The sequence below is a fragment of the Aeromonas sp. 96A genome, from assembly GCF_051919165.1.
GTDB lineage: Bacteria > Pseudomonadota > Gammaproteobacteria > Enterobacterales > Aeromonadaceae > Aeromonas > Aeromonas veronii.
This window is the reverse complement of record NZ_JBQBFE010000001.1, coordinates 1,488,727-1,507,529: the sequence shown is the minus strand read 5'-3', so window position 1 is coordinate 1,507,529 and position 18,803 is coordinate 1,488,727. Positions and strand designations below refer to the sequence as shown.

The 18,803-nt window shown below is 57.9% G+C and carries 17 protein-coding genes; 7 read left to right on the top strand and 10 right to left on the bottom strand.

The window, feature by feature from the left end; genetic code table 11:
* Positions 1 to 51: 51 nt before the first annotated feature.
* A complete protein-coding gene (locus ACTG2W_RS06745) occupies positions 52 to 2,151 on the bottom strand; it encodes a hypothetical protein (protein ID WP_440016129.1) in 2,100 nt (699 codons plus the stop codon).
* 432 nt (positions 2,152 to 2,583) lie between these two features.
* On the opposite strand from ACTG2W_RS06745, the gene ACTG2W_RS06740 reads away from it, so the two are divergent.
* Complete coding sequence (locus tag ACTG2W_RS06740; protein ID WP_005338159.1) at positions 2,584 to 2,733, top strand: hypothetical protein; 150 nt, start codon at positions 2,584 to 2,586, stop codon at positions 2,731 to 2,733.
* Positions 2,734 to 2,915: 182 nt separating this feature from the next.
* Here ACTG2W_RS06740 and ACTG2W_RS06735 read toward each other — a convergent pair whose 3' ends face one another.
* Positions 2,916 to 3,692 (bottom strand): BPL-N domain-containing protein, encoded by a 777-nt coding sequence (locus ACTG2W_RS06735; RefSeq protein WP_440016128.1) that lies wholly within the window; start codon positions 3,690 to 3,692, stop codon positions 2,916 to 2,918.
* A gap of 216 nt (positions 3,693 to 3,908) precedes the next feature.
* On the opposite strand from ACTG2W_RS06735, the gene ACTG2W_RS06730 reads away from it, so the two are divergent.
* The gene (locus ACTG2W_RS06730) at positions 3,909 to 4,448 is read left to right on the top strand and encodes a metal-dependent hydrolase (protein WP_106842502.1); all 540 of its coding nucleotides are present in this window, start codon (positions 3,909 to 3,911) and stop codon (positions 4,446 to 4,448) included.
* A 3-nt stretch (positions 4,449 to 4,451) separates the two neighbouring features.
* On the opposite strand, the gene ACTG2W_RS06725 is transcribed toward ACTG2W_RS06730, so the two are convergent.
* The 8 genes from ACTG2W_RS06725 to ACTG2W_RS06690 all read right to left on the bottom strand — a co-directional run bounded on the left by ACTG2W_RS06725 (position 4,452) and on the right by ACTG2W_RS06690 (position 14,181).
* Entirely contained in the window at positions 4,452 to 5,438 is a 987-nt protein-coding gene (locus ACTG2W_RS06725; protein WP_146142104.1) for a hypothetical protein, read from the bottom strand.
* Between the two features lie 96 nt (positions 5,439 to 5,534).
* Positions 5,535 to 6,371: a restriction endonuclease gene (locus tag ACTG2W_RS06720; protein ID WP_219899334.1), complete on the bottom strand. Its 837-nt coding sequence runs from the start codon at positions 6,369 to 6,371 to the stop codon at positions 5,535 to 5,537.
* A 999-nt stretch (positions 6,372 to 7,370) separates the two neighbouring features.
* Positions 7,371 to 8,177: a tryptophan synthase subunit alpha gene (trpA, locus tag ACTG2W_RS06715; RefSeq protein WP_075115669.1), complete on the bottom strand. Its 807-nt coding sequence runs from the start codon at positions 8,175 to 8,177 to the stop codon at positions 7,371 to 7,373.
* A complete protein-coding gene (gene trpB, locus ACTG2W_RS06710; RefSeq protein WP_005347359.1) occupies positions 8,174 to 9,367 on the bottom strand; it encodes a tryptophan synthase subunit beta in 1,194 nt (397 codons plus the stop codon). Before trpB ends, trpA begins: the two co-directional genes overlap by 4 nt.
* A 47-nt stretch (positions 9,368 to 9,414) precedes the next feature.
* The gene (gene trpCF, locus ACTG2W_RS06705) at positions 9,415 to 10,911 is read right to left on the bottom strand and encodes a bifunctional indole-3-glycerol-phosphate synthase TrpC/phosphoribosylanthranilate isomerase TrpF (protein ID WP_440016127.1); all 1,497 of its coding nucleotides are present in this window, start codon (positions 10,909 to 10,911) and stop codon (positions 9,415 to 9,417) included.
* Positions 10,911 to 11,939 carry an anthranilate phosphoribosyltransferase gene (trpD, locus tag ACTG2W_RS06700; RefSeq protein ID WP_440016126.1) on the bottom strand — a complete coding sequence of 343 codons (1,029 nt, stop codon included), beginning with the start codon at positions 11,937 to 11,939 and terminating at the stop codon, positions 10,911 to 10,913. Before trpD ends, trpCF begins: the two co-directional genes overlap by 1 nt.
* Positions 11,940 to 11,954: 15 nt before the next feature.
* Positions 11,955 to 12,554, bottom strand: a complete 600-nt coding sequence (locus tag ACTG2W_RS06695) for an aminodeoxychorismate/anthranilate synthase component II (protein ID WP_005359135.1) — start codon at positions 12,552 to 12,554, stop codon at positions 11,955 to 11,957.
* On the bottom strand, positions 12,547 to 14,181 hold the full coding sequence (locus ACTG2W_RS06690) for an anthranilate synthase component 1 (RefSeq protein ID WP_128836185.1): 1,635 nt from the start codon (positions 14,179 to 14,181) through the stop codon (positions 12,547 to 12,549). The genes ACTG2W_RS06695 and ACTG2W_RS06690 overlap by 8 nt, the downstream gene beginning before the upstream one ends.
* 437 nt (positions 14,182 to 14,618) lie before the next feature.
* Between ACTG2W_RS06690 and rnm the strand changes: the two genes are divergently transcribed.
* The 5 genes from rnm to rluB all read left to right on the top strand — a co-directional run bounded on the left by rnm (position 14,619) and on the right by rluB (position 18,703).
* The gene (rnm, locus tag ACTG2W_RS06685) at positions 14,619 to 15,500 is read left to right on the top strand and encodes an RNase RNM (RefSeq protein WP_440016125.1); all 882 of its coding nucleotides are present in this window, start codon (positions 14,619 to 14,621) and stop codon (positions 15,498 to 15,500) included.
* A 106-nt stretch (positions 15,501 to 15,606) separates the two neighbouring features.
* Complete coding sequence (locus tag ACTG2W_RS06680; protein ID WP_005338129.1) at positions 15,607 to 16,227, top strand: L-threonylcarbamoyladenylate synthase; 621 nt, start codon at positions 15,607 to 15,609, stop codon at positions 16,225 to 16,227.
* Positions 16,220 to 17,089, top strand: coding sequence for a segregation and condensation protein A (locus tag ACTG2W_RS06675; RefSeq protein WP_159163171.1), 870 nt, complete (start codon positions 16,220 to 16,222; stop codon positions 17,087 to 17,089). The genes ACTG2W_RS06680 and ACTG2W_RS06675 overlap by 8 nt, the downstream gene beginning before the upstream one ends.
* Positions 17,073 to 17,645 carry an SMC-Scp complex subunit ScpB gene (gene scpB / locus ACTG2W_RS06670; RefSeq protein ID WP_005350230.1) on the top strand — a complete coding sequence of 191 codons (573 nt, stop codon included), beginning with the start codon at positions 17,073 to 17,075 and terminating at the stop codon, positions 17,643 to 17,645. Before ACTG2W_RS06675 ends, scpB begins: the two co-directional genes overlap by 17 nt.
* Positions 17,646 to 17,779: 134 nt before the next feature.
* The gene (rluB, locus tag ACTG2W_RS06665) at positions 17,780 to 18,703 is read left to right on the top strand and encodes a 23S rRNA pseudouridine(2605) synthase RluB (RefSeq protein WP_005347347.1); all 924 of its coding nucleotides are present in this window, start codon (positions 17,780 to 17,782) and stop codon (positions 18,701 to 18,703) included.
* Positions 18,704 to 18,803 lie beyond the last annotated feature (100 nt).

Below are 18,803 nucleotides of genomic sequence, written 5' to 3'. Positions count from 1 at the left end.
AAAAAGCGCCCGCCCCATCTGGGGCGGGCGCTTTACTTTATGGGCAGGGTGCTAGCGAGCGTTCGCTTCCCCCAGCCGTGGGTTGAGGGAGAGGATCCGGGTCTTGCTGACCCGGTGGCGATAGATCTCCCGCAGATAGAGCAGCGCCTTTTTCACCGATTCGCGGCTGAGGCGAATATCGTTGATGGAGACGAACTTCTCCTTCTCGCGGATAAGCTCCCGATATTTCTTCTCATACATGGGCTTGATGGCGTACCAGTTGGTATCGAGGATCTTGGCCGGGTTCTCGAACTCGTTGAGCATGCTGTCGAGCAGTGTATCGTTCCACTCCTCATTGCAGATCATCTCAATCACCGCCTTGTCCAGATGCTCATCGAAGCGATAGTGATCCTTGGCAAAGCAGCGCTTGATAAAGGCCACGATCAGGGTCAGGAAGTCATCGCTCAGGCAGGGGCTCTTGACGATCAGGGTGGTGAGGGAGATGTTGGCCGACGCCCCGATGACCAGCGCATAGCGCTTGAGGGTGGTATTGGGGAAGAGCCCGTTGAGGTGAGACTTGAGCCGGTTGAGATCCATATAGGAGAGCTTGTACTCCTTGGGCAGGGAGATGATCGACACCACAGAGGAGCAGTTCTTGAAGAAGTGCAGCTCGTTGAGGTGGGCCGGGTCATGGCCACTTTTCACATAGTCGTCCAGATACTCCCGATAGTTGCCCGCCTCGATGGGCAGCAGACTGATCCCCTCGATGGCCTGGGTCATCTTGTTGAAGTGGGGCAGCTCGATGGAACGGGTGAAGAGATCGTCCACATTGAGCCCGTCCTCCTTGTCAAACAGGCCGCCGGGGGGCGAGATGGACTCGGCATACGCCACCGCCACCGGCCCCGCCAGACTCATAAAGAGGTCGTTGGCATCGAGCCGAATGGTCTCGCTGATATCGATGCCCGCCCGGCGAAAGTAGTTCTCGTCGTAGTCGGTGGTGACGGCCTGGGCGGTAAGAATGTTGAAGATCTGCTGGGAGATGTACTGGTTGGCGTACTTCTCCATGGTGTTGACATCAACATGCTGGATCTCGCCATCGTCGCTCTCTTCGGCGTAGCGCATGATGTCGTTGGAGATCAGCATCATGGCATTCCAGGGTCTGATCCGCTTGAGCATGCTGGCATCGCACGCCTGCTCGTTGTCGAAGTGATAGGAGAAGTCCCACTCCTCGGCCAGATACTTGCACAGCAAACGCCCCGCGTTGATGTGCAGCGCTTCCGAGATCTCGATACCCCGATCACAGATATTGGGCAGGATGCAGATGCCGCTGGTGAAGATGGGATCGAACATGAAGTGCTCCCCGAGGGAGAGGTGTTCCTCCTCTTCTGACGGGGGTGAAAAGGTCTTGCTCATGTAGGAGTACTGCTGGGCCAGCCCGAACTCGGAGGCCATGCCGGAGCCGGTGCCTCCCCCGGCACTGAAGATGTAGAAATAGAGACGGGACTGGTTGGCCTTGATGCCGCAGGAGTCCACCAGATAGGTATGAATGGCCTGCCACTCGGAGTTGGCGAAGTAGTGGGGGCTCTTGTTGAGGATGATCTTGGCCAGATACTGGCCAAGGATGGGGGCGTTACCCGCGCCACCCGCGTGGATCTCCGACAAGTCCATCACCCGCATCTTGGCGTAGTCACGCAAGGAGCCACCTTCGCCGCTGCGATTGGAGTGGCGGATGCGGCCATCGATGTCCTTGTCCAGATCCCCCAGCATCACCATGGGCTCGATCAGAAAGACCGGTCTGGCCCCGTTGTTTGGCAGTCGCAGATTGCGCCGGATCCAGCTCACCGGGCCAAACTCTTTCTCCCGCTTGCGTTGCTCTTCACTGTTGAACTCATTGAGATAAAAGCTGCGGGCGTTGTAGACCAGCGAGGCCACATCCTGCGCGATGTTGGAGCCGCAGCGTCCCAGCCCCACCAGGCAGACGGACGGAAAGCTGTGGGGCACGGCGGCGCCCGTTTCGCTCTCTCCGATGGCGGCCGGAAACACCGCGTGGCGCAGCTGTTCCAGATTGGCAAGAATGCGGGCCAGATCCCCTTCGGTGTAGTAGAGGTAACGGTTGCCTGCGTCCTGCTCATCATCCGTGTTGATAGGTAGCAGATCGATATGCTCGGTCATGAAAAAAGATCCCTCTTGGCGGCGAATGTATATAAATCAGCAGCTTTGGACTGCCCGGTAACTCTAGATGATAAAAAGCGGGGGTGCGGTGAGCGGAGGGCGAGAGTTGTGACTGTGTGATCATGGGCACAGCAACATGCCGGTACCCCGCACTGGACGGATGGGGCAACGGCGCCTCATTCCCCTGAAAAGAGGGGCGACCAGACTCAACAACGTGTTGGCCGCGCGCCGGATCATCCCGCTCTGAGCGGCCTGTTTCCCTTGCGCTGGCATGGTGAAACAAACACGAAAAAGCATTTTTAGATTGGTTTTCGCACTTCCAATCGATTATTTGATTGGGCAGTAACGGCATTAGCGGTGTCAGATTAGGGGAGCAGGTTGGCCAACGCGCCGTCAGCCAGTCTTTACGCGGTCACACAAGGAGACACTCTGATGGAAACACTTGACCAGAAAATCGACACCATGCGAGAAGCATTTATGCAGCAGGAGCGCAAACAGGCCCACGACAAGTGGCAAGCCAGGGTCGAGGAGCTGCTACAGATACGGGGTGAGGAGAGACAACCGGAGGAGCAAGAGGAGTAGTGCTCGTTCCCGGGCGAAAGTTGAGGTAGCGAACGCTTCGTATCGGCTACCCGTTATCTACCACCGATAAAAAAAACCACCGACCTTTGCAGGTCGGTGGTTTTTTTATGGATTGCTGCCGATTGGATGGCCTGGCTTCCGGGCCGAGCAATGGGAGCAAACCCAGGGGCGTAGGGACGCGACTACTTCGAATGGGTGACGGGCTCTTCGGAGAGCAACTCGTTGACGAGTCCAACGGCTAAATGAATATTCGACTCCATCTTGTCGCCGCCCACCGCATTCGCTTTCCACAATTCGGGGGCTTCGGGGTGTGGCCCGGAAACGGCCACCTTGCCTTTGCCATATGAGCTGATCAGCGCAGCAATATGATGGTTTTGAAAATGGGCGATAACCTTGACCTGCTCTGGGCTTGGCACCGGCGTAAACTGCGGACCGGCCTGGTAATACATCTGGCGCTTTTCACCAAGCCAGGTGATCGGGAAGATCCTGGCGCTAAAGTCGCCGTCATAATCATCGGATGTCGCAGGAACAAGGCCCAGCGCCGGCACAAAGCCCTCTTCTTCAGACCAGCCGGTGGATGCCACAAAGGCACCCCCACAGATCCCGAGGTAGCGGCCACCATTCTGCAAATAGGTTTTTAACGCCGAACGAGCGTCCGCGGTGAAGGCGTTGAGGAGCGGCTCAACATCGTCCTCTGTGCCGCCAACGATAAACACCCTGGCATTATCGAGCTCTGCAGGCAGCGCCTCGATATTGGAGAGATACCTGACTGGCAAGCCCACCTGCTTGACCACATCCGCAATCGCTCTGGTGCTATCCCCATCAGAAACCGGCCCGTTATAGATCAGCGCGTATTGCTCTTGCTGCGGCTGCGCAGAGGCGGCCTCTGCCATGCACCCTGTCATTAACCAAAGGCTGATAACGCTCGCAATCAGCCTGATGCTTTTTGAAAAATTCATCGCTGCCACTATCCCTGTGATGTGAATCGAAGAGACTACTTATCACGATCCCGTTCTGCATGTCAGCCGCAGTTAAATGAACATTTCAAGTTAACGCGCCAACGCTGATTGGAGCTGCGTTTATCTAACAGCGAGCCAATACAGTGGGTGCACTTCACCTTCACTTCACCGAGCGGGGGTAGGGTAGGCTCACGTTTTCAGTTGGAGCTTTATTCTATGCCCACCATAGTCACTCACGCCGCCGTCCCTCTATGCCTTGGACTGGGGCTTGGCAGCCGGATTATTCCGCCCCGCCTGCTGCTGGCGGGGGTTGCCATCGCCATGCTGCCCGATGCCGATGTGCTCGCTTTCAAGTTGGGGGTCGCTTATGGCCATGTTTTTGGCCATCGCGGCTTTACCCACTCACTGCTGTTTGCCTTTGCCCTGCCCACCCTTGCCATGCTGTTTCACCGCCAATTTCGGGCCAGCGCCGTCACCATCTGGTCATTTTTGCTGGTCTCGCTACTTTCCCACAGCCTGCTCGATTCCCTCACCACCGGCGGCAAGGGGGTTGGCTGGCTCTGGCCGTGGCGTGACGAGCGCTTCTTCGCCCCCTGGCAGGTGATCCGGGTTGCCCCCTTCAAGCTGGAGGCCTATCTCACTGCCCGAGGCGAAGCGGTGATCCTCTCCGAGCTCTACTGGGTCTGGCTGCCGGGGGTTGTATTGATGCTGGTGTTGATGGGGTGGCGGGTGTGGGGATGGGGAGATAGGTATTAATTGTTAGGTATTAATTGTTCGGTATTCAATTGGTATGTGAAATTTTTTGCGCAAAAAATCAAGATATTTTGTTTCCTCCTCGGTTGCCATTGCCTCACCAACAATAACTAATTTTTTTGCCTGCTGATGACCTGGCCAATATGAATACTCCATTATTTGACCTAAAGATTGTCGTATGCATGCCTTAGCTGTGGATGAAGTTTTTATTTCATAGAACCAGTATTCATCATCATTTTTCACAACTAGATCAATGCTTAAACCATTAATTTTTATTTCTGTGCCAACATTATCCTCTCCATATGCTTCAGAGAGTTCAGTATATAGTTTGTACTGAAGATCATTATGTCGCAATAGTATGTTTAGTTTCTTTTCTGCTACAGAGCCTGACGTAGAAGAAGCCTTTATTGAACAACCCGTTTTGAAATTAAATCCAAATTTATTAGATTTATTGTAAATCTTATGTTCTGCCTTTTCAGTGAAAAGGTAAAGTGGCAATAGTCGGTCTAATGTTTCGAGGATAAGAGAGTAGTTTATACTGTGTTTGTTTTGCTTTCCTCCTAGAAATATAAAAACTCCCTCTTGAGCTAGCTCTTCCGGGATTGGTGAGGGCATATAATCTTCACTTCTATGGATTTTGTAGTGCCACATTCTTAAGTCAGAGAAGTGTTCTCCATATTCAGATAAATACTCATTAAATAGCAATATTTTTGGTCTTAAAATATCTATTCTGGGTAGGGACTGGCTGCACTCAAGTGAGAAAGCTACGCCATACCGAAGATAATCTCCTTCAATGTCAATGTTAAACTGTAGTTCCTTTCTACCACCATAGTGCCAGCCCCATTCTTCAAATACAGTCCTTTGATCGAAAAGTTGGCTCGATGGTATTCGAGACAGGCCACCAATTTTTTTACGGATACTTTGTAAATTACCAACTTCGTATGCATAAGCTTTTTTATTTATTTCCTCTGCTATCTGTGCCAGAAGATGCATGACTTAACTCCCTAGAGGTTTAGTACTTTAGCTCAGCTAATCCAAAAAGTGATCTAATATATTGGGTGACAGTTGGAGCCTATTTTTACGCAAATTTTATCCATTGAACTTATTGATTGGCAAGTATGCTTCACCTGTTTGTGAGGCATGACGCCTCACTCTCGATACGATTTCCCCGAACTCCATTGCACCAGATAAAAACATATACAAATGACTAGCATCCATTATTAGCAGTGGTGTTTTACTACCCGAAGCATCCGTAACTGCTGTACTGCTATAGCCAGAGATTGACACCATTATCCCCATGGTGTTGTCGGCCATTTTATGAACCTTCGCCTTTAATGAGTCAATATCCGGTGCGCCAGACTGATCTTTTGTAAACTTTAATTCAACAAGATATGTAGTGCCTTCAAGGGTCATCGACCCATCGATTTGTCTCCCACCACTTTTATAAGGCTTTCTATTTATTATTTCACAGAAATCAAGAAGCTTGTAGAACCACTCTTCAAATTCGTAACCCCCTTCTTGGGTACCGACCTTGGGGTGCATTGCATCAAGCTGTTGCTGTAGTTTTGCTTTATCCGTTCGTGAGCGTTGGATTACTTTGTTTTGCTCCCGAGCTCGCTCTTGTGCTTCTTTTCTAGCTTTTTCACTTTTTATTTCTTCATCTTGTTGTCTGAGATACGCCTTAAGCTCTTGGACAGCTTTATGTGCTTCTTGGATTTTTTTAGCAGAATCTTCCCAGTTTCTCAGATCCGGGAATGTCGCTTGTTCTGATAGGCTTCTTGCCATTTCAAAAATTACTACTTTGCCAGTATCTGTTGCTTGCAATTTCAGGAAAAGCTGGTCAAGCAAATCACGCTTAGATTCATCGTTTGACCACGCAGCTAAAAAACTCTCTTTGACGTGTGATGCAAGCAAAAATTTTTTCAAGGCATTCCGACGCCAATAGGACTTAAGAACTGCCTCATATGTCAATTCTATTAGTCGAGGTGTAATTTTTGATGCCAAATCGGATACCCCCTTTACACATGACATTAACTAGATGGTCGAAATAACTTATCATCTCGTATGTTGGGCTAAAAATCGTAGGTTGGTGCTGAACGAAGTGAAGCCCAACGTTTACCGCGAAATATATTTGTAAATCTGTTTTACTGATCTGCCACATCCATATTTATCCCGCGCTGGTTGGCGTAATAATGCTCGCCTGTTGGGTTTTGCTACACGCTGCGTCAACCTACAAAAACCACGCTACCGCCCCTGAGTTTCAGCCCCCAGTTTGCTGCTTGTAACCTGCGAGATGGCAACAATCGCTGTCATGGTGTTCTTTCGAGAGGTTGATTGTCATTCGGGTATCTTAAGGGGGAGGGTGGTGCGTTGAGAAGCTGGTTTTGGCGGGAATCAGTGTTGGATCAATAAATTAGTTATTAAGGCATGGGCTGAGTGAGCATCTTGTTTGGCTGGGTATACACAATCCCCTCACCCCAGCCCTCTCCCAAGGGGAGAGGGAGCATATCTGCTGTTAGACGGGGCTGCGGGTTGGCACAGTTTTGATCCCCCTCTTGTTCGTTGAGGCTCATCCTCTTGTCCATCGGCGTGTGCAGTTGGACAAGAGGATGAGCCGAAGGTCCCCGACGTCAGTCGGGCGAATAAGCGGGGGAGAAGACCTTTGGTGTTATTTGTTAAAGAGAGCGGGTCTTTCCAAAGTCACTCGCCCACGCCCGAAGGGCGGGCGAAACCCTGTCGAGGGCAGCGCCCTCGTGGCCCATGCGGCGAAGCCGCGCCATAGCATCAGCATCCATTCCGCGAGCGTCTGATTACGCTTCGCTAATCAGACCTACAAGGGTGGCACTAACCAGGGATGGTGGATAACAAAAGGGAGCCCGCTTGGGCTCCCTTGCTTGTCATGGGGGTGGGCGTTTGACTGAACGCTTAGCGCAGGGTCGCGGCCTTCATCCCTTCCACAAACTCTTTCAAACGAGTGAGCATATGTTCCGGGTTTTGGTGGTGGGTCTCGATGATCTTCACCACGGCGGAGCCGGAGATGGCACCGGCGGCGCCAGCGGCGATGGCCTCACGCACCTGAGCCGGTTCGCTGATGCCAAAGCCGAGCAGGGCGGGGGGGGCGTTGAACTCGCGCAGGGTATTGATCAGCCCCTCTACCGGCATGCCGGCCTTGGTCTCGGCACCGGTGACGCCAGCGCGGCTCACCAGATAGGTGTAACCATTGCCGAGCTCTGCCACCTGTTTCAGGGTCTCGGCGTCGCCATTGGGCGGGGCGATAAAGATGCTGTCGATGCCGAACTTGTCGGCGGCCGCCTTGTAGGGGGCGCACATCTGCACCGGCACGTCGGCGACCAGCACCGAATCCACGCCCGCCTGCTGGCACTTCTCGTAGAAGCCATCAATCTTGCGCACATAGACCAGGTTGGCGTAGACCAGCAGGCCAATGGGCAGTTGCGGGTACTTGGCGCGGATGCGGCCGAGCAGCTCGAAGCAGTCGTCCGGGGTTGTATGGCTGGCAAAGGCCCGCAGTGCGGCCCCCTGAATGGTGGGGCCGTCAGCCACCGGATCGGAGAAGGGAATGCCGAGTTCGAGGGCATCGGCGCCCCCTTCGACCAGCGCATCGACGATGGCCAGTGACAATTCGGGGGTGGGGTCACCCAGCATCACGAACGGCACAAAGGCGCCCTGATTGGCCGCGTCCAGACGGGAGAAGAGTTGTGCGTAACGGTTCATGACAAGGTTCCTTCTTTTTCAAAAATGTCTGCCACGGTGAAGATATCTTTGTCGCCACGGCCGGAGAGGTTGACGATGAGCACCTGCTCTTTTTCCGGTTCACTGCGGGCCATCTTGAGGGCGTGGGCCAGCGCGTGGGAGGACTCCAGCGCCGGGATAATGCCTTCGGATTTGGCCAGCTCCTGGAAGGCGTCCAGCGCCTCCTTGTCGGTCACCGAGGGGTACTCGGCGCGGCCGATGGCGGCCAGATGGGCGTGCTGCGGGCCGACGGAGGGGAAATCCAGCCCCGCCGAGACGGAGTAGGACTCCTGAATCTGGCCCTGATTGTCCTGCATCAGGTAGGAGTGCATGCCAAAGAAGACCCCCTTGCTGCCGTGACCGAGCGGCGCACCGTGCTCGCCACTCTCGATGCCGTGACCACCTGGCTCGACGCCGATAAGGCGCACCGACGGCTCATCGATAAAGTCGGCAAACATGCCGATGGCGTTCGACCCGCCGCCGACGCAAGCGATCACCGCATCGGGCAGCCGCTCCTCCTTCTCGAAACACTGGGCTTTGGCCTCTTCGCCGATCATCTTCTGGAACTCCCGCACGATGGTGGGGAAGGGGTGCGGGCCGGCGGCGGTACCGAGCAGGTAGTGGGCCGACTCGTAGTTGGCAGCCCAGTCGCGCAGCGCCTCGTTGCAGGCATCTTTCAGGGTGCTGGAGCCGGAGTGCACCGGAATGACGGTGGCGCCCATCAGCTTCATGCGAAATACGTTCGGTTTCTGGCGCTCGCAATCCTTGGCACCCATATAGACCCGGCACTTGAGGCCGAGCAGGGCACAGGCCAGCGCAGTGGCCACGCCGTGCTGGCCAGCACCGGTCTCGGCGATGATCTCGCTCTTGCCCATCCGCTTGGCCAGCAACGCCTGACCCAGCACCTGGTTGGTCTTGTGGGCGCCGCCGTGCAGCAGATCTTCACGCTTCAGATAGAGGCGGGTCTTGGTGCCTTTGGTCAGATTGCGAGTCAGGGTGAGCGGGGTCGGGCGACCGGCATACTCGGTCAGCAGGGACTGAAACTCGGCGATAAAGGCCGGATCATCCTTGGCATCGACAAAGGCTTTCTCCAGCTGGAGCAGGGCCGGGATAAGGATTTGGGGTACATACATACCGCCAAATTCGCCGAAAAACGGGTTGAGCAGGGTCATGGCTTCTTCCTTGTATTAGCTAAATCGAAACATCAAAAAGGGTTGCGTTACAGGTTGCGCAGTGCGTCGAAGGCGGCTGCTATCTTGTGCGCATCCTTCTGGCCCGGGGCACTCTCCACCCCGGAGTTGAAATCAAGGCCGAGGCAGCCGACTTGCGCCGCCTGCAGGGCGTTGTCGGGATTAAGGCCGCCCGCCAGCATCAGCTTGGCTTTATCGAGCGTGGCCAGCAGGGTCCAGTCGAACGCCTGACCGGTACCGCCGCTCTGGCTGCCGACTTTCGTATCCAGCAGCAGGCGATCGGCCGGATAGTCGAGGGCAGGAAGCGGTTCGCCACTTGTGACTCCAACTGCTTTCCAGATCTGGCAGCTAGTCGGCAGCAGTGGGCGCAGGGTCTCGATATAGGCGGCATCCTCATCTCCGTGCAGCTGCACCGCGGCGAGTCCCAGCGCATCCACCGTCTTGGCGATGGTAGCGGGCTGGGCGTTGCGAAATACCCCGACGTAGGAGAGCGGTGCGCCCGCCATCACGGCGCGGGCGGCGGGGATGTCCACATAGCGCGGGCTTTTCGCCACAAAGATAAGACCCCCGAACACCGCGCCCGCCTGATGGGCGGCGGCGGCATCCTCGGCGCGGGTCAGGCCGCACACCTTGTTCTGGCCCAGAGTGAGCTTGCGCACTGCGGCTTCCAGATCCGGCTCGGCCATCAATGACGAGCCCACCAGAAAGCCCTTGGCGTGGTGGCGCAGATCCGCCACCTGAGCGCGGTGATTGATGCCGGACTCGCTGATCACCACCCGATCGCTTGGAATATCTTTAGCCAGCTGTTTGGTACGGTTCAGATCGACGCTCAAATCCCGCAGATCCCGGTTGTTGATGCCAATCACCGGCGCGCCCAGCGCGATGGCGCGGGTCAGCTCCTCCTCGTTGCTCACCTCGGTGAGCACGCCAAGGCCCAGCTCCTTGGCCACCGCGAACAGGGCGCGATACCCCTCGTCGGTGAGCACCGAGAGCATCAAGAGGATGGCGTCCGCCTGATAGTGGCGGGCCAGATAGACCTGATAGGGGTCAATCATGAAATCCTTGCAGAGCACCGGCTGGCTGACGCGGCTGCGCACCCGCGGCAAAAAGGCAAAATCCCCCTGAAAGAACTTTTCGTCAGTCAGCACCGAGATGGCGGTGGCGTATTTGCCATAGATGTCGGCGATCGCCTCCGGGCTGAAATCGTCGCGGATCAACCCTTTGGAGGGGGAGGCCTTCTTGCACTCCAGAATAAAGCGGGTGGAGCCCGCCTTCAGGGCGCCTACGAAATCCCGATCGCTGGGGGTCAGTGCGCTCTGGAAGCTCTCCAGCGGCTGGGCCTGCTTGCGGGCGGCGACCCACTCCTGCTTGGCCGCCACGATCTTGCCGAGAATGGTCTGGCTGATGGAGGCCATGTTCAGAAAAGCATGGGGGGCAATAAGGTCTGACATCTCGTTATCCTTGCGAAACTGGCTCTTGTCCTGTGGGCGTTCTGAATGACTGCTGTGCAACGTGGTGGCTGACATCATGCCTCCTGATGGCCCGCTTCCTGATGGCTCAAAGTGGCGAGCCGAGCAGCCAGATCCGCTGCCTTGCCGCTCGCCAGCACCGCTAGTACCTCGGCCGCCGCGCTCTTGAGATCTTTCGCCTTGCCCGCCATCAGCAGCAGTGGCGCCACATTGGCGGCAATGGCGGCGTTGTGGGCCGGGGTGCCACGCCCTTCCAGGATGGCGGCGGTGATGGCGCGGTTCTCTTCAGGCTCACCGCCCTGAATGGCGCTGACCGGATAGGTCTCGAGGCCAAAGTCAGCCGGGGTGATCATAAATTCGCGGATCTCGCCGTCACGGATCTGGGCCACCTGGGTCGGGCCGTGAATGGCAATCTCATCCAGCCCGGCACCGTGCACCACCATACCGGTTTTCAGCCCCAGTGCCAGCAGGGTTTCTGCGATGGGGCGCACCAGCTCGGGGGCATAGACTCCCATCAGCTGATAGGTGGGGCGAGCCGGGTTGATAAGCGGCCCCAGCACATTGAACAGGGTGCGGGTTTTGAGGGCCTGACGCACCGGCATGGCATGGCGCACCCCGGCGTGGTACTGGGGGGCGAACAGGAAGCAGATGCCGAGCTCATCGAGGCAGCGGCGCGCCTGCGCCGGGCTCATGTCAAGCTTGATGCCCATTTTGTCGAGCAGATCGCTCGAACCCGACTTGCTCGAGACCGAGCGGTTGCCATGCTTGGCCACTTTCAGGCCGCAGGCGGCGGCGACCAGCGCCGAAGTGGTGGAGACGTTGATGGTGTTGAGGCCATCGCCACCGGTGCCGACGATGTCGCAAAACTCATAATCCGGACGCGGGAAGTCGCGCGCTTCTGCCAAGAGGGCCTCGGCGGCGCCGGCGATCTCCTCCGGGGTCTCCCCCTTGATCTTGAGAGCGGTCAGGAGACTGGCGAGAACTATGGGATCCACTTCGCCACGAACCACCTGGCCGAAGGCGTCGCGGGTATTTTCACGGCTCAGAGACTGACCCTGATAGAGGGTGTTGAGATGTTGATGCATGTTGGTCTCCTTACCTTAACGCACGCTGCTTTCTGGACGGGTGATGTGGGCAAGCGCCTGAGTCAGCAGACGGGCCCCTTCCGAGGTCATGATGGATTCCGGGTGGAACTGGAAGCCCAGTACCCGCTCATCCTGCTGCTCAATGGCCATGGGCATGCCCTGATAGTGGGCAATCACCGTCAGCTCTTCCGGTACATAGGTGGCGACCAGCGAGTGGTAGCGGGCCACTGGCAGCGGGCTCGGCAGACCGGCGAAGGCGCCGTGGCCGTTGTGCTCAATCAGCGAACGCTTGCCGTGGACAATTTCGCCCGCCGCGCCGACGGTGCCGCCGTAGGCTTCGCACAGGGCCTGATGGCCGAGACAGATGCCGAGGATGGGCACCTGACCACGGGCCAGCTTGATGAGGTCAATGAGGCAACCCGCTTCATGGGGGGCGCCCGGCCCCGGGGAGAGCACCAGCACCGCATCCCCTTCGCAGGCGGCGATCTCGCTCATGATGCGGCTCGCTGGCAGGCTGTTGCGGTAGATCCGCACCGGATAGCCGAGGGAGCGGAACTGATCGACCAGGTTGTAGGTAAACGAATCGAAGTTGTCGAGCAGGAAAATGTTAGTCATGGCTCACGTCCTTATGTTGCTCCTGCTGGGCGCTCAGGGCTTGCAGTGAGGTGCCATGGCTGGCGGCGATGGCGGCCAGCACGGCGGCCGCCTTGGCGCGGGTTTCATCCGCTTCGGCCTGGGGCTTGGAGTCATAGACCACCCCAGCACCAGCCTGTACATGGGCCACGCCATCTTTCACGAAAGCCGAGCGGATGACGATGCAGGTATCCATCTCGCCGGCACCGTTGATGTAGCCGACCGCGCCGCCGTAGCTGCCGCGGCGCTTGCCTTCCACCATGCGAATAAGCTCGCTGGCGCGGATCTTGGGGGCGCCGGTGAGGGTGCCCATGTTCATGCAGGCCTGATAGGCGTGCAGGGCGTCAAGGTCAGAGCGCAAGGTGCCCACCACCTTGGAGACCAGGTGCATCACGTGGCTGTAGCGATCCACTTTCAGCAGCTCCTTGACGTAGCGGGTACCCGGCTCCGAGATGCGGGCGATGTCGTTGCGACCCAGATCTACCAGCATCAGGTGCTCGGCCACCTCTTTTTCGTCCTGACGCAGCTCCAGCTCGATGCGGCCATCGAGATCCCGGTTGATGCTGCCATCCGGGTTGAAGCCGCGGCGGCGGGTACCGGCGATGGGGTACATCTCCACGTCGCGGCTGGCGGCGCAGAATTTCACCGCGCTCTCCGGCGAGGCGCCAAACAGGGTGAAGCCCTCATCCTGCACGTAGAACATGTAGGGGCTGGGATTGGTCTGCTTGAGGCGGCGATAGGCGGCCAGGGGGCTCGGGCAGGGCAGGGAGAAGCAGCGGGACGGCACCACCTGGAAGATGTCGCCACGGCGGATAAAGCCCTTGAGCTTCTCCACCTCGGCACAGAACTGCTTGTCGCTCTTGTCCACGCTCATGCCACCGGTCAGGGGCTGGGTGGTTAGCTCGGCGCAGAGGGGTTGCTGGCAAATCTGTTTGAAGTCGGTGAGTCGCTCGGTCAGGCGGGTGTATCTGTCTTCAACCTGGCTTTCGTCGCTGTCGCCGCCAAAGATGCAGGCCAGCAGTTGAGTGGTGCGTTCGATATGGTCGATGGTGATCAGGGTTTCGGCCACATAGAAGCAGTAGTCGGGGCAGTCGTTGCTCCCCTGTGGCACTTCGGGCAGATCTTCAAAAGAGGCGATCAGGTCGTAGGCAAAGCTGCCCGCCATAAAGAGCGCTTCTTTGCCGAGCTGGCAATCGAGCTCCCGTTGCAGGGTGCGCAGCACGTCCAGCACGCTGCTCCCCTTGAGGCGGGAATCTTCGTCCTGCTCCCGATCGGAGGCCGGGAAGTCGAGTTGCAGCTCGGCATCGACCAGCGAGCGAGCCACCACCTCAGGCAGCCGCTCGGTCAGCAGGCTTTGCAACTGGGCGCCGTTGTCATTGAGGCTGCGAACCCGCACGGTGCGACCACGGCACTCGATGCGCAGGCAAGCATCCACCAGCAGCAGGCTCTGTTTACCTGCCTTGGAGTCGATCTCCACCGATTCCAGCAGCAGGTTGTTGGGGCGACCCTGACAGAGGCGGGTATAGAGCGCCAGCGGATCGGCCACATAGGGGGCGTTGAGCTTGAGGGTATCGAATTCACCCAGAGGAAGGCGATGTGTGGCTGTCATAGTGCGTTCCCTTGCGTGTGATGCGTGTTACCGATGTTCATGACGTTGAATTCCTTGAAAAGTTAATTGGTCCGGGGTGGCTGGTTCAGGGAGCGCCATCGCCAGGTCAGCTTGCTTGTCTGAATTCTCGGTTTCATCACAGGTCCATTTGCCGGATAATAAAAAAGCCCGCTGGGGTCAGCGGGCTTTTTCTTTGGGTTCTTAATTTGCTGTCAGATTACAGGTACAGCAACGACCACACGCCCGCATGTCAGGGAGTGTGCCACCACCAGATGGTCAGGATGGAAGTCGTTTGCATGATAAAGTCCTGTAAAAAGATGTTTGCAATGAAGTGCCTACAGAAAACGATAAAGCCGCGGCCAAGTCAAGTCGCTTTTTAGCCTTCTTTCACCGATTTGCCATGAATGGTGACCTGACCACGAGAGCGGAATAACCTGATGAGATTCGATCTTCACTGCCATACCACTGCCTCCGACGGGGTGCTGAGCCCCGCCGAACTGGTGCGCCGCGCGGCCGAAAAACAGGTCGAGGTGTTAGCAGTTACTGACCACGATACCCTTGCCGGGCTTGATGAGGTGCGCCGTACCATCGAAGCAGAGCAACTGCCGCTGCGACTGGTGAGCGGGGTCGAGATCTCCACCGGCTGGGAGCACCACGAGATCCATATCGTGGCGCTGGGGGTTGATGAAAAAAATCCGCAGCTGACCGACTTTCTGGCTGGTCAGCTGGCTCGCCGTGAGGCGCGCGCGCTGGAAATCGGGCGTCGTCTGGAGAAGTGCCTCATTCCCGGCACCTATGAAGAGGCCAAACAGCTTGCCGGTGATGCTGCCGTGACCCGCGCCCACTTTGCCCGGGTGCTGGTGGCACGCGGGGTGGCCGACAACATGCAGAAGGTATTCAAAAAGTACCTGAGCCGTGGCAATAAAGGGTATGTCCCGGCCGAGTGGCCCGAGATGAGTGAAGCCATCGCGGCCATTCACGCCGCCGGTGGGCTGGCGGTGCTGGCCCACCCCAGCCGTTACGATCTCACCGCCAAGTGGATCAAGCGGCTGCTGGTGGCCTTCAAGGCGGCTGGTGGCGATGCCATGGAGGTCTCGCTGCCCCAGCAGAGCCCGCAGGAGCGGGCCAATCTGGGCCAGTGGGCCAAGGATCACGACCTCTATATCTCGGTGGGATCGGATTTTCACTTCCCCTCCAACTGGACCGAGCTGGGCCGCCACCTTTGGCTGCCCAAAGAGGGGATGCCCGTCTGGCTTGCCTATCCCGGTCACTTCGGGCTCACCACTGAACAGCATGCAGAGCTTCTGGCGAGTCGGTAACGGCGCCAGCGAAGCGGCCACAAACAGGTTAAGGTAGTGTCATGGGTCTTTGACCCGTGACCATACGAGCGGGCAGGTATTGCTGCCCCCATTGCGAGAACAAGCTATGAGTCAGCATTTTTACGTACATCCTGAAAACCCCCAGGCCCGTCTGATCGGTCAGGCGGTACAGATCATCCAGAACGGCGGCGTCATCGTCTATCCGACCGACTCCGGTTATGCGCTGGGTTGCCAGATGGGGGACAAAGGGGCGCTGGAGCGCATCTGCCGCATCCGTCGCCTTGATGCCAACCACGACTTCACTCTGGTGTGCCGCGATCTCTCCGAGATCTCCACCTACGCCAAGGTCGACAACAGCGCGTTTCGCCTGATCAAGAACAACACCCCGGGCGCCTACACCTTCATCTTCAAGGCGACCAAAGAGGTGCCGCGCCGCCTGATGAACGAGAAGAAGAAGAGCATTGGCATTCGGGTGCCGGACAACAAGATTGCCCAGGCACTGCTGGAAGCCCTCGGCGAGCCGCTGCTCTCCACCACATTGATTCTGCCGGACTCCGAGATGGCCGAGTTCGACCCGGAAGAGATCTTCGACAAGCTGGGCAAGCAGATCGATCTGGTGGTCAATGGTGGTTATCTGGGCGAGCAGCCCACCACTGTGGTCGATTTCTCTGACGACGAGCCGGTATTGCGTCGTCGCGGCGCCGGAGATCCAACCCCGTTTGAGTGATGTCGCTGAACCGGTGACAGTCCCCGCTGCCGAGACGGGGACAGGCACCGCACTACCCATCGCGAAAGTCCTGGGGCAGCCCTATCACGAGCTGCCCCAGGACTTGTTCATCCCGCCCGATGCGCTGGAGGTGTTCCTCGATACCTTCGAGGGGCCGCTCGATCTGCTGCTCTACCTTATCCGGCGTCAGCAGCTCGATATCCTCAACCTGCCAATCCTGCAGATCACTGCCCAGTACATGGAGTACGTGGAGCTGATGCAGGGGCTCAACCTTGAGCTGGCGGCTGAGTATCTGTTGATGGCGGCCTGGCTGGCCGAGATAAAATCCCGTCTGCTGCTGCCCAAGGCACCGGAGCTGGAGGACGAAGAGGAGGGGGAAGACCCGCGGGTGACCCTGATCCGCCGCCTGCAGGAGTACGAGCGTTACAAGGTCGGTGCGGAGCGGGTCAATGAGCTGCCACGGGTGGAGCGAGAGATTTATATCGCAGCCGCCTTGCCCCCCGATTTTGGCGCCCTCAAGCCACTGGCGCCCGATGTTTTGCTGGTTGAGCTCGCCCTTTACATGCAAAGTGTGGTAAAACGCGCGACTCATTTCGAACATCACCAGATCCGCCGCGAACAGATCCCGACCCGGGTGCGCATGGCGGAGATCCTCGCCATGCTCACGCTGGGCCAGACCCTGCGCCTTGAGCAGGTACTGCGCGCCGAAGAGGGGCGCATGGGGGTACTGGTGACGTTTCTGGCCCTGCTGGAGCTGTGCAAGGAGCAACTGATCTGGATCCTGCAGGCAGAACCGCTGGGACCAATTCATTTCGCATTGGCCGAGCAGAGCGAGGAGGGCAACCGTGGCGCTGCCCACTGAACGACTCAAGACCCTGATCGAAGCGGCGCTGTTTGTGGCCGGTCGCCCGCTCAATGTCAGCGAACTGAAAAGCAGCGTGCTGGCGGATTATCCGGTGACCAGTCGCTATGTTCAGCTGCTGTTGGCCGAGATCAGGCAAGATTACAGCTCGCGGGGCGTCGAGCTCAAAGAGGTCGCCTCCGGCTGGCGCTTTCAGGCGCGTCAGGAGTATGCCGAAGAGCTCTCGCGGCTCTGGAGCGAGCGGGCGCCGCGTTATTCCCGCGCCGTGATGGAGACACTGACCCTGATCGCCTATCGCCAACCCATCACCCGGGCCGAGATCGAAGCGATCCGCGGGGTGGCGGTGTCGAGCCAGATAGTGAATACCCTGAAAGAGCGTGGCTGGGTGCGCAGCATCGGCCACAAAGAGGTGGCCGGTCGCCCCGAACTGCTCGCCACCACCAGAGAGTTTCTGGATTACTTTAATCTGCAGAGTCTGGAGCAGCTCCCCGAGCTGGATCCGGAGCTGCAACCCCTGTTGCCCTCTGCGGTGGACGGGGAGAGCGATGCCCGGTGAATGGCGCCCAAGCGTGCCGATTTCACCGAGATATACATTTTTCAACTGTGGCAAACGCTCCAACCGGCGTTTGTTACAGTTAACCCCGTTGCCCCTTTCACCAGTGGGCAGCGATCAACAATCAGGTAACCCCGATGAGTGAAAAACTGCAAAAAGTGTTGGCCCGCGCGGGTCACGGCTCCCGTCGTGAGATGGAGGCCCTGATCACCGCAGGTCGGGTCAGTGTGGATGGCAAGGTCGCCACACTGGGGGATCGCGTCGAAGTGAACGCCGTGATCCGGGTGGATGGTCACCAGGTCAAGACCCGTGCCGCAGAGGAAGTGATCTGCCGCGTACTGGCTTACCACAAGCCGGAAGGGGAGATGTGTACCCGTCACGATCCGGAAGGTCGTCCCACCGTGTTTGATCGTCTGCCCAAGATGGAAGGTGCCCGCTGGATCGCGGTCGGCCGCCTCGACGTCAACACCTCCGGTCTGCTGCTGTTCACCACCGACGGTGAGCTGGCCAACCGTCTGATGCACCCGAGCCACGAAGTGGAGCGGGAATATGCGGTGCGTGTCTTTGGCGAGATCACCGAAGCCATGCTGCAGCGTCTGCGCAAGGGCGTGCAGCTGGAAGATGGCACCGCCAAGTTCAACAAGATCAAACCGGCTGGCGGTGAGGGTCTGAACCAGTGGTTCAACGTCACCCTGACTGAAGGCCGCAACCGTGAAGTGCGCCGCCTGTGGGAATCCCAGGAAGTGCAGGTGAGCCGCCTGATGCGGATCCGCTACGGTGACGTCAAGCTGGACCGCGGCATCCCGCGCGGCGGCTGGCAAGAGCTGAAACTGCCGGAAGTGAACTACCTGCGCGGTCTGGTCAACCTGCCGCCGGAGACCGAATCCAAGGTCGATCTGCAGCAAGATGGCAAAACCAGCCGTCACAAGCAGGCCGCCCAGATCCGTCGCGCCGTGCAGCGTCACAAAGAGATGCAGGGCAAAGAGCCGCGCGCTCGCGCCACCACCGCCCGTCGCAAGCCACAAGCGTCTACCCGCAACTCCGGTACCGGCAGCAAGTAAGCCGACAACCCGTTGCGTACTGCACGCTGTTCAAGTGCGCAGTAGGCCAAGCAAAGGCCCGCACCAACTGGTGCGGGCCTTTTTCATCTCTTGCGGGTGA